Source organism: Allobosea sp. P4_E12 (assembly GCF_056401655.1).
This window is the reverse complement of record NZ_JBFUIY010000011.1, coordinates 204,904-214,671: the sequence shown is the minus strand read 5'-3', so window position 1 is coordinate 214,671 and position 9,768 is coordinate 204,904. Positions and strand designations below refer to the sequence as shown.

The window sequence follows — 9,768 nt, the reverse complement described above, 5'->3', positions numbered from 1 at the left end:
CTAGATGTGTAGTCCCGAAATCTGATGGTGCATCATCGATCCTGAGTCGTCAGGAGGAGGATGCATTATGGGAAGCGTTCTTCATGGCAGCGCCCGCACGACGGCGCGTGTTCGAGCCGAGCTCCAAGGGTCGAAAGAGAGCAGCCGGGCCCTTGCCGTCCGCTACGGCTTGAATCCGAAGACTGTGCTCAAGTGGCGCAAAAGGACCACCACATCCGATGCGCCCATGGGACCGAAGGACCCTCGAAGTACGGTGCTGACGCCGGCCGAGGAAGCCATCGTCGTGGCCTTCCGGCAGAAGACACTGCTGCCGCTGGACGACGTGCTGGGTTGCCTGAAGGACACCATCCCCGGCCTCAGCCGCAGCGCCCTGCACCGTTGCCTCCAACGCCACGGCATCTCCCGACTGCCTAAGGATGAAACGGCGGACAAGCGCAGCCAGTTCAAGACCTACGCCATCGGCTACGTCCACATCGACAGCTGCGAACTGCGCCACGCCGAAGGCAAGCTGCACATGTTCCTGGCTATCGATCGGGTCTCCAAGTTCACCTACGTTGAGTTCCACGCGCGCATCGGCAGCAAGATCGGCGCAGACTTCCTGCGGGCTGTGGCCGAGGTATTCCCCTACCAGATACACACGGTCCTTACCGATAACGGCATGGCTTTCGCTGATCTGCCCAAGAACCGTTCCGGTCCGACAGCCATGATGCGCGGCCATCCCTTCGACCGCGCTTGCTGGGAGCTCGGCATCGAGCACCGACTGACCAAACCCTATCATCCATGGACCAACGGCCAGGCCGAACGGATGAACCGCACCATCAAGGACGCCACGATCAAGATCTTCCACTACGATTGCCTGGAAAGCCTGAAGGCCCACGTCCTGGTCTTCGTTACCGCCTACAACTTCGCCAAGCATCTCAAGGCGCTGCGATGGCGAACGCCCTATCAGGCCATCTGCGACGCCTGGATCAGTGACCCGTCACCCTTCAAAATCAATCCGCACCATCTCATCCCGAGACCGCACATCTAGCTGAGCGCGGTACGGGGTCCCTCAACGCCCCATCAGGAAGCTCTTGACGCGTTTGATCGCGTCATCGCGGGCTTCAGGATGTGTCCCCACCGTGACCTTGCCGGTTCCGGTCGCGGAATAGGCCACGTCGCTGCGCTCCTTCACCTCGAGGCGAGGGTGATCGAAATCATGCAGCGCGCCGGGATAAAGCACGAGTTCGATGGCTTCGCCGCGCGCCCGTGCCGCTTTGGCGAGATGGTCGCAGGGCGCTGGCGGCGTCCAGTCGTCCGCATCACCCATCAGGATGAGGGTCGGCAGCCTGGCCGAAAAGCTCGCGGACTCCGATTGGAAGCGGCAGCCCGGATAGAAGGCGATGGCGCGTGCGAAATCGGGTTGGCCGTCGGCCGGGCGCCTGTCCTTGCGGATCGCGGTCAGGACGGTGGAGCCGCCACCGGACCAGCCGAGCAGGGAGATTTCCTTGTCGCGCACATCATCGCGAGCCTGCAGCCATTGCCGTGATGCTGCCGCGTCGGCGACGCGCTCACGGCTAGCCCGAACCGTCAGTTCCTTGACGCCGCATTGTGAACCGAGCCTGCGCGAGCCGTAGCTGTCCGGCATCAGCACGACGTAGCCAGCGGCAGCCAGCCGCTCGCCCCAGTCCGAATGCCGGGCGGACAATTTGCCATTGTCGCGCCACAGGCCGCCGCAACCATGCAGGGCGACCACGGCCGGGAATGGCCCTGGACCGTTCGGGCGGTACAGCACACCGTCCAGCTGTCCTTCCTCGACCGGGATGCGAACGCGCTCATAGCCGCCCGCAGACGCGGGCGCGCACCAAAGCAGCGCGAGGCCTGTAAGGGCCATGACGTGTCGGACGAGACTGGACATCATCGGCAGGAACGCTATCACAGCTCCGAGTTATCGGATAATTCATTCCCTGAGCAACGGTTTTCGATCTTACAGATGAACATCAGCGAGCGTCCTCCCGTGCCGGGACCCGAAGCTGCCGTCGACTATGGTCACGGCGAATTCCGCGTGGTGCGCCCCGGCGCCTTCGTGCGCTGCGCCGTGACCGGCGCCCCGATCAAGCTCGACGATCTGCGTTACTGGTCGGTCGAGTGGCAGGAAGCCTATGTCTCTCCGGAGGCGGTGCTGTTGCGGCTGCGCCGCGCCGGGCGTGCCTGAGAGCCCGCCTTCACGCCATCCAGCAGGTGCGTGATCTCGCTCGGTTCGTCGAAGACGAGCGAGACCGGGACCGCCAGCAGGCGGTGCTGCTCCGCAAACGGCCAGAGTGCAGCGAGCTTTGTCATGTCCTTTTCGGTGGTCGCCACCAGGCAATCCTGCGCCGCTGCCTCGTGGATGATCTTGGCCACGTCCTCGGCCGTGTAGGCGTGGTGATCGCCGAAGGCATGTTCGGCGCGAATCTCGGCGCCGGCCTCGCGCAGGGTCGCGCTGAATTTCTCCGGCCGTCCGATCCCTGAGACGGCCAGGACGGCCTGACCACGAAGTCTGTCGGCAATCCCGGCCGACAGCGCAAGCCGCCCGCGCAGAACCGGCTTGCCGGCCTCCCGGGCCGCGGCGGCGACCCTGTCCCCTGCCTCGCCCGGGCCGATCACCAGGATCGCATCGGTCATCGCCAACTGCTCAGCCAGCGGCGCCCGCAACGGGCCGGCTGGCAGGCATAGACCGTTGCCGATCCCGCTCGCGCCATCGACGACAGCCAACCGCAGCTGTTTGGTGAGCGAGGGGTTCTGCAGCCCGTCATCCATGATGATCAGGCTTGCGCCGAACGCTTTCGCGAAGGCGGCTCCGGCCGGCCGATCGCGGGCTACCACGGTGCGGGCGGCAGAGGCCATCAGCACGGCCTCATCCCCGACGCCGTTGGCATCATGGTGACGCCTGTCCACTTCGACAGGCCCGGCGAGCCGTCCGCCATAGCCCCGCATCAGGACGAAGGGCGTTTCTCCGCGGGCTGTCGCAAGCGCGGCCAGCGCGATCGCCGTCGGTGTCTTGCCGGCACCGCCAGCAATGAAATTCCCGACACAGATCACCGGGATGCCTGCATCGGTACCGGTCTGGCGCATGCGGCGCGCGGTGAGCGCGCCGTAGAGGGAGCCGATCGGTTGCAGCAGCCGGGCAAGAAGGCTCGGCCGATGCTGCCACCAGAACGCCGGTGCGCGCATCAGCTGTCGATCTCGCGCTGGCCCAGAGCGACGCGCATCAAGAGCGGTTCGATGGCCTGTTCCGTGCGGCTCAGTGCGCCGCCGAGCTGCTTGCTGGTTTGCCCCGCCGCGCGCGCGGCCTGCCGTGCGGCTGCCGGGTCGCTGAGCCAGCGATGCACCGCGCCTGCGAGCGCCTGCACATCGGGAACTTCACGCGCACCGCCGCCTTGATCGAAGGCGGCGAAGATCTCGGCGTTGTTGTGGACATACGGCCCGTGCACCAGGGCGCAGCCGAGCTTGGCGGGCTCGATCGGATTATGTCCGCCGATCATCGGCACGAGCGAACCGCCAAGGAAGGCCACTTGCGAGAGCCGATAGAAGAGGCCGAGCTCGTTGACCGTGTCGGCGATATAGAGCTCGATATCGGGGTCCGGCATCTCTCCAGCCGCGCGCCGCGCGACGGCGACACCGTTGGCCCGGGCGAGATCCTCGATCTCCTGGCCGCGCTGAGGGTGCCGCGGAGCGATGATCGTGAGCAGCTTCGGCACATGCGGCTTGATGCCGAGATGGGCCGACAGGATCTGCTCCTCCTCGCCCGGATGCGTGCTGGCGGCGATCCAGATCGGCCGGCCGGCCGTCAGCCCATCGAGAATCGCGAGCGTGTTCGGATCGGCCGGGGGCGCCGCGACATCGAATTTCAGATTGCCGGCGATGCTGACACGCGGCGCGCCGAGCTGGGCAAGACGCTCGCCGTCGCCCTGCGACTGGGCAAGGCAGGAATCGAAGCTGGAGAGCAGGTAGCGTGAGGTTCTGGGCGCCCTGTACCAGCGCTTGAAGGAGCGCTCCGACATCCGGGCATTGACCAGCACGAGCGGAATATCCCGCTTGCGTGCCTCGATCACCATATTGGGCCAGATTTCGGATTCGCAGATCAGCCCCATGGCCGGCTGCCAATAGTCCAGGAAGCGGCGCATGTAGCGCGGTACGTCGAGCGGCAGGTACTGGTGGATGGCGCCGGCTGGCAAACGCGCTGCAAGCAGGCGCGCCGAGGTCACGGTGCCGGAGGTCACGAGAACGGCCAGCCCGCGCCGCTGCAGGCGCTCGATCAGGGGGAGCAGCGTCACCGTCTCGCCGACGCTGGCGCCATGCAGCCAGATCAGCGTCTGGTCGGGCCGTTGGACGCCGGGATAGCCGCGGCGCTCGGCGAAGCGTGTCGGATCTTCCTTGCCGCGGCGACGGCGCCAGACCAGCAGGCCTGCAGCGGCCGGCTCGAACAGCGCAGTCGCCATGCGGTAGGCTCTGAGGAAGGGGCCCTTGCCGCTCATGCCGCTTTGGCTCCTGTTGCAGCGCGGAGCCCCGCGCCGGGGTCGCGGGAACCGACCAGCTCATAGGCGCGGGCATGGACCGCGTCGAGCCCGGCCTGGAGCGCGAGACGGGCGGCTTCGCTCGTGGCCTCGTCGGCATCGCGCGCGATCCGGATCGGATCGCCGACCACGATCGCGCAGCGGCCGAAGGGCAGGCCGATCGAGGCGCGGTCCCAGCTGTTGAAGTCGACGCGCCGGCTCGTCACCACGGCAACGGGATGGACCGGGCGACCCGATGCCTTGGCCAGCGCGATGATGCCAGGCCCCGCGACGCGGGCGCGCTTGGGAATGTCGGCCGTGAGCACCATGGTGTCGCCGGCGGCCAGGCGTCGAACCATGGCGAGGAACGCGCTCGCACCACCCTTCTCGCGGACCTTGCGGCCGAGCGCCCCTGAGCCGCGAATGGCGCCGATGCCGAGTTCGCGCAACGCGACGGCGTTGAATCCGCCATCGCCGTGGCGGGAAACCAGCGAGCAGGCGGGCATCCAATCCGGCCGTGCGAAGGGGATCATGATGTGCTGGCCGTGCCACATCGCGATGATCAGCGGCAGCTCCGGCCGGATATGATCATAGATGTCGGCCGGTTCGACAACGGTTCGGCTGGTGCGGCGGACGAGTTTGAGATAGCCGGCCAGCAGCCGGCCGAGCGTCTCTTGCGCCACACGCGTCTTGAGGATGGAAAAGCCCATGAACTCCGCTTCCGAACCGCTGAATGCCTGTCCCGCAGCTCAGGACTTCGCGGTTTCGGGATCGAGCAGGCGATGCAGGTGCACGACGAAGTAGCGCATCTGGGCCTGGTCGACGGTCGCCTGTGCCTTGGCCTTCCAGGCCGCATGGGCGCTCGCATAGTTCGGGTAGATGCCGACGATGTCGAGCTTCGACAGGTCCTTGAAGGTGATGCCGTCAAGGGAGCTCAGCTCGCCGCCGAAGACGAGATGAAGAAGCTGCTTCTGGTCGGTGTCCGCGTTCATTGGTCTCTCCAGCGGGAATGAGGCTCTGCCGCGGCACCAGATAAGCTATCCGCGCGAGCGGTGCGAGTGCCGATTGAGCGAGGTCGAATTTGTCCGAGGCGGCTGGCCTTCATGCGCTCTGCGGCGGGGTCTCGCGCAGGCGCTGCATTGCAGCAAGCAGCGGCTCCGCGAGGCTTGCGCCACTAGCAACAAGCATGCCGTGGATCGGTACCTCGCGGTTGTAGACGACGGGGTTGCCGCTCCCGTCGCTGAGCTGGCCGCCGGCTTCGTCCAGCACGAGATGCGCGGCGGCAAGGTCCCAGTCCCGCGCATCAGGGGAGACCAGCCCGGCATCGATCGTGCCGTCCGCGATCCGTGCCAGCCTGAGTGCGAGCGAAGGGATCTTCTCGGCAGCGTCGAACGTCTCGATCCGCGCCAAGGCGTCGAGCATCGGCTTCGGCCCCGCAATGCGAGCGCCGCCGAGCTTGGTCAGGCGGGTCGTCGCGATCGGCCGGTCGTTGCAGTAGGCCCCCTCGTGCCGTCGGGCCGTATAGGTTGCGCCGCAGGCGGGCGCATGCACGACGCCGGTCACCGGAGCGCCATCAGCAAGGAGGGCGACGCAAACCGCCCAGTCCGGCGAGCCCGACATGAACGCGCGCGTTCCATCGATGGGGTCGACGACCCAGACGAGACGGCGCGACAGCCGCTGCGCGTCGTCGGCGGTCTCTTCCGATAGCCATGCGGCATCCGGCAGCAATTCCGAGAGTCTGATCCGCAGGAAGGTGTCGACGGCGATGTCGGCTTCGGTGACGGGCGAGCCGCCGCTCTTCGACCATGTCCGGGCCGCGGTCTTGGCTCCGGGGCGGAACAGTTCGAGTGCCAGCGCACCCGCCTCGATGCAGCTTTCCCGGACGTGAGGCAGAAGATCCGGGGCGACAGGCAGCGTTTGCGAAGTCATGCGCTCCCTATCGAGCCTCCCTGCTGCGGTTTCAAGGTGAAAAAGCAGCGCAGTTGCGAAAGATTCCGTCAAGCATCACGCCGGATAGCGGCCGATTTAGACGCCCAAATGGCCGCAACACATTCCTTTAACCGAAGCTCTTAAGCGCTCGGATAGGGCTGCGGTCCACTCTCCACCCTGCAAGCACGAGAGCCCCGGACTTCACAGAGGGCTCCGCGCAGCAGGGACATGAGAGGCGTAAAACCGATGGCCAGCGTCACGCCGGCTGCCGGGGAGGTCGGCTTTGCGCCGAACCTTCTCGGCTGCCCGAACCATAGCAGCATAGTCGCGCGCAATCCGATGCCGGTGCAGGTCGAGGCGCCCCGCATCGAGCGCATCGCCTCGGTGAGGATCTTGCGCGGAAACCCCGGTTGGCGCGGCATTGCCCTGCGGCTGGCCAATCCGTCCGGCGAAGATGAACGTCTGGAACTCGCTCTGACGGCCGGCGATGGCCGTGCGATCAGTGTCGCGGTCTTCGATGCCGAAGATGCCGTGGCACACTGGCGCGACTGTGGTCGCAGCAGCGGTTTGCCGCTGTTGCTCGAATCCGTCGATGGCGTGATCACCGAGCCCTTTCCTCAGCTCGGCCGGCTGGCACTGGGGCCGATCCGCATCCGCCGTCGGCACGCCTTTCTCAATGGCCGCCGCCCACGCTTCCTGACACGGCGCRAGACCGCGCAGCTTCCAGCGCGGCCGGTCATCGTCTCCGGCGAGCGGCTGACGGATTGAGCGGTTAGATCAGGGGACCGCATATCGCATCCCGTCCATGATCTAATCTTTCCATGTCGGCATCGGCTTTCCCCGAAGAACGCAAACCGCTCTTCGGGCCGCTGCCTTGGGCCTTCATTTCACAGGAAAGAGCGGCTCAACGCATCGAGTGCGTAGCCGCCGGCCAGCAGCAGGCCGGCGTTGCGGTTGGAGCGGAACAGGCCCAGCGCGACCGGAGAGGTCGCGCCCTGGATCCGGGAAACCTGCCAGGCGAGATGCGCGGCGAAGGCCGCAAGTCCAATCCAGGCCATGGCGCCACCGCCCGTGCTCCAGGTCGCCACGCCAGCGAGCGCGACAGAGAGCGTGAAGCAAAACCCGACCGCCTCGCGCGTCCAGGCCCCGAAATAGCGGGCACTCGACTTGATGCCGGCAATGACATCATCCTCGATATCCTGCATGGCGTAGATGGTGTCGTAGCCGATCGTCCAGACGATCGCGGCCGCGTAGATCAGGTAGGCCGGTGGGTCGAGCTGCCCGAACACGGCGCTCCAGCCCAGGAGCCCGCCCCATGAGAAGGCGAGGCCCAGCACGAATTGCGGCATGCTGGTGATGCGCTTCATGAAGGGATAGATCGCGACGATCGCCAGCGAGGCGATGCCGAGCACGATCGTGAAGCGATTGAATTGGACGAGGATCAGCAGTCCGACCAATGACAGCGCGACCATGAAGAGCGCGGCGGACCTGGTTGTGATCTGCCCGGAGGGCAACGGGCGTCCGCGCGTTCGTGCCACCTGAGCATCGAGCTTTCGGTCGACGATATCGTTGAAGGTCGAGCCGGCGGCTCGCATCACGATGGCGCCAACCATGAAAAGCAGGCCGTGCCAGAGATTGGGAAACGCGCTGCCGCTCGCGATGGCTGCAAGCCCTGCGGCCCACCAGCACGGAAGCAGCAGCAGCCACCAGCCGATTGGCCGGTCGATGCGGGCAAGCTTGAGATAAGGGCGCAGCCAGACCGGCGCCCTTGTATCGACCCAATGACCTTTCAGGGCGTCGGGAAGGGGCGCATCAACCAGGGTCATGTCGGCTGGCTTCGAGGCCAGGACCATGGCGAGATCAGAGCGCGCCCTGCGGCACCCGCATCGGGCCGCCGGTCAGAGAATCGCCGCCGCCGAACGGATTGTTGCCCTGTTGCTGGGCCTGCTGCTGCGCCTTGCGCTGCATGGCCGCCTGCTGCTTCACCGCATTGCAGGCCTGATTGCGGAAGCCGGCTGCCTTCTCATTGTCGGCCTTCATGCCGTCCACGAAGGTCGGCGGAATCTGGCACCAGTCCTGATTGGCGGTTGCGAATTTGAGGGTGGCGTTGCCGTTGTTGACGAGGCTGCCGAGTGTTCCGCAGGCCTCCGCCGGCGTCAGCTTGCGCTTGGCCTTGGACGCGGAGTTCAACCGCGCGACGATCGACTGCCGCTCCTGCAGGAGCTTTTGAAGCTGTTCGCAGCCCGAGGCCTGAGCGCTCGCCGGGCTGACGTGGAGGAATGTCGCCGCTGCCAAGCCGAGCGTCGCAATCAACCCCGAGGCCACGTATCGCCGCATAATAGTCCTGCTCCCAATCGATGAGGGTTCCTGGAACCGCGCACTCCATATCAGCAGAGGGGCGGTCTCGCCAAGCGTCAGGCGACATTGAACTGAATTCTGTCACCGACTCTTGCGATTAGACGAAGAATGTGGCGACTTTCCCGCCGCAATGGCATTGCAAGATCGGCTGCTGTCGCAAGAGGGAGATTGTTTGCGCCTATGCCGATGCCAGACCTGCCGAAACATCGGCTCTATCTCGACTCCACGTTGGCACAGGATGCGCCCGTTCCTCTCGAGCGGGAGCAGGCCAATTACCTTCTCAACGTCCTGCGCCTGCGCGATGGCGCCGGCGTTCTCGTCTTCAACGGGCGCGACGGCGAATGGCTTGCCGAGATCGTTCCGGAAGGGCGGAAGCAGGCGAGCCTGCGCCCGCTGCGGCAGCTGCAGCTCCAGACCTCCGTGCCGGACCTGCATTATCTCTTTGCGCCGCTGAAACACGCGCGGCTCGATTACATGGCTCAGAAGGCCGTGGAGATGGGGGCCGGCGTGCTGCAGCCGGTGCTCACCCGACGCACGCAGGTCTCGCGGTTGAACCTCGAACGCCTCAGGGCCAATGCCATCGAGGCTGCCGAGCAATGCGGCATCCTGGCCTTGCCGGAAATTCGTTCCGAGCAGCCGCTCGATGCGGCGCTGGCCGCTCTCGAGCCCGAGCGCCTGCTGATCTTCTGCGACGAGGACATGGCCGCGGCGAGTCCCCTGAGCGCGCTGGCGGAAGCCCCGCCGGCGCCGCTCGCCCTGCTGATTGGTCCCGAAGGTGGCTTTGACGACGAGGAGCGCCGGCGAGTGCTGTCACGCCCCAAGACAATCCGTATCTCGCTCGGCCCGCGCATCCTGCGCGCCGATACGGCGGCGGTCGCGGCGCTTGCCCTGGTCCAGGCGACATTGGGCGACTGGGTCTCGAGATCGGGCTGAGCGCGCAGGGAACGACGCGCCGAATTCCACGTTG

At 66.1% G+C, this 9,768-nt stretch carries 12 protein-coding genes; 4 read left to right on the top strand and 8 right to left on the bottom strand.

Annotation, left to right across the window (positions count from 1 at the left end; translation table 11 throughout):
• Positions 1-67 precede the first annotated feature (67 nt).
• Entirely contained in the window at positions 68-1,030 is a 963-nt protein-coding gene (locus tag AC1DW9_RS16640; protein ID WP_476855132.1) for an IS481 family transposase, read from the top strand.
• Between the two features lie 21 nt (positions 1,031-1,051).
• On the opposite strand, the gene AC1DW9_RS16635 is transcribed toward AC1DW9_RS16640, so the two are convergent.
• The gene (locus tag AC1DW9_RS16635; protein WP_441506424.1) at positions 1,052-1,873 is read right to left on the bottom strand and encodes a dienelactone hydrolase family protein; all 822 of its coding nucleotides are present in this window, start codon (positions 1,871-1,873) and stop codon (positions 1,052-1,054) included.
• Between the two features lie 99 nt (positions 1,874-1,972).
• Between AC1DW9_RS16635 and AC1DW9_RS16630 the strand changes: the two genes are divergently transcribed.
• Positions 1,973-2,194 carry a DUF2093 domain-containing protein gene (locus tag AC1DW9_RS16630; protein WP_113518934.1) on the top strand — a complete coding sequence of 74 codons (222 nt, stop codon included), beginning with the start codon at positions 1,973-1,975 and terminating at the stop codon, positions 2,192-2,194.
• Here AC1DW9_RS16630 and lpxK read toward each other — a convergent pair.
• The 5 genes from lpxK to AC1DW9_RS16605 all read right to left on the bottom strand — a co-directional run bounded on the left by lpxK (position 2,140) and on the right by AC1DW9_RS16605 (position 6,443).
• Positions 2,140-3,192, bottom strand: coding sequence for a tetraacyldisaccharide 4'-kinase (gene lpxK / locus AC1DW9_RS16625; protein WP_441506425.1), 1,053 nt, complete (start codon positions 3,190-3,192; stop codon positions 2,140-2,142). The genes AC1DW9_RS16630 and lpxK overlap by 55 nt on opposite strands.
• Positions 3,192-4,496, bottom strand: coding sequence for a 3-deoxy-D-manno-octulosonic acid transferase (locus AC1DW9_RS16620; protein WP_441488883.1), 1,305 nt, complete (start codon positions 4,494-4,496; stop codon positions 3,192-3,194). The genes lpxK and AC1DW9_RS16620 overlap by 1 nt, the downstream gene beginning before the upstream one ends.
• Positions 4,493-5,224, bottom strand: a complete 732-nt coding sequence (locus tag AC1DW9_RS16615) for a lysophospholipid acyltransferase family protein (protein WP_441488884.1) — start codon at positions 5,222-5,224, stop codon at positions 4,493-4,495. Before AC1DW9_RS16615 ends, AC1DW9_RS16620 begins: the two co-directional genes overlap by 4 nt.
• Before the next feature lie 39 nt (positions 5,225-5,263).
• The gene (locus AC1DW9_RS16610; RefSeq protein WP_441488885.1) at positions 5,264-5,506 is read right to left on the bottom strand and encodes a DUF4170 domain-containing protein; all 243 of its coding nucleotides are present in this window, start codon (positions 5,504-5,506) and stop codon (positions 5,264-5,266) included.
• A 109-nt stretch (positions 5,507-5,615) separates the two neighbouring features.
• A complete protein-coding gene (locus AC1DW9_RS16605; RefSeq protein ID WP_441488886.1) occupies positions 5,616-6,443 on the bottom strand; it encodes a 3'(2'),5'-bisphosphate nucleotidase CysQ in 828 nt (275 codons plus the stop codon).
• A gap of 246 nt (positions 6,444-6,689) precedes the next feature.
• Between AC1DW9_RS16605 and AC1DW9_RS16600 the strand changes: the two genes are divergently transcribed.
• Positions 6,690-7,211: a DUF6101 family protein gene (locus AC1DW9_RS16600; protein WP_476855131.1), complete on the top strand. Its 522-nt coding sequence runs from the start codon at positions 6,690-6,692 to the stop codon at positions 7,209-7,211.
• Between the two features lie 119 nt (positions 7,212-7,330).
• Here the strand turns inward: AC1DW9_RS16600 and ubiA are convergent, their stop codons facing one another.
• Positions 7,331-8,296: a 4-hydroxybenzoate octaprenyltransferase gene (ubiA, locus tag AC1DW9_RS16595; RefSeq protein WP_476770475.1), complete on the bottom strand. Its 966-nt coding sequence runs from the start codon at positions 8,294-8,296 to the stop codon at positions 7,331-7,333.
• 7 nt (positions 8,297-8,303) lie between these two features.
• Entirely contained in the window at positions 8,304-8,780 is a 477-nt protein-coding gene (locus AC1DW9_RS16590) for a hypothetical protein (RefSeq protein WP_113518927.1), read from the bottom strand.
• Between the two features lie 201 nt (positions 8,781-8,981).
• Between AC1DW9_RS16590 and AC1DW9_RS16585 the strand changes: the two genes are divergently transcribed.
• Positions 8,982-9,734 (top strand): 16S rRNA (uracil(1498)-N(3))-methyltransferase, encoded by a 753-nt coding sequence (locus AC1DW9_RS16585; RefSeq protein ID WP_441506427.1) that lies wholly within the window; start codon positions 8,982-8,984, stop codon positions 9,732-9,734.
• The last annotated feature ends 34 nt before the right edge of the window (positions 9,735-9,768 follow it).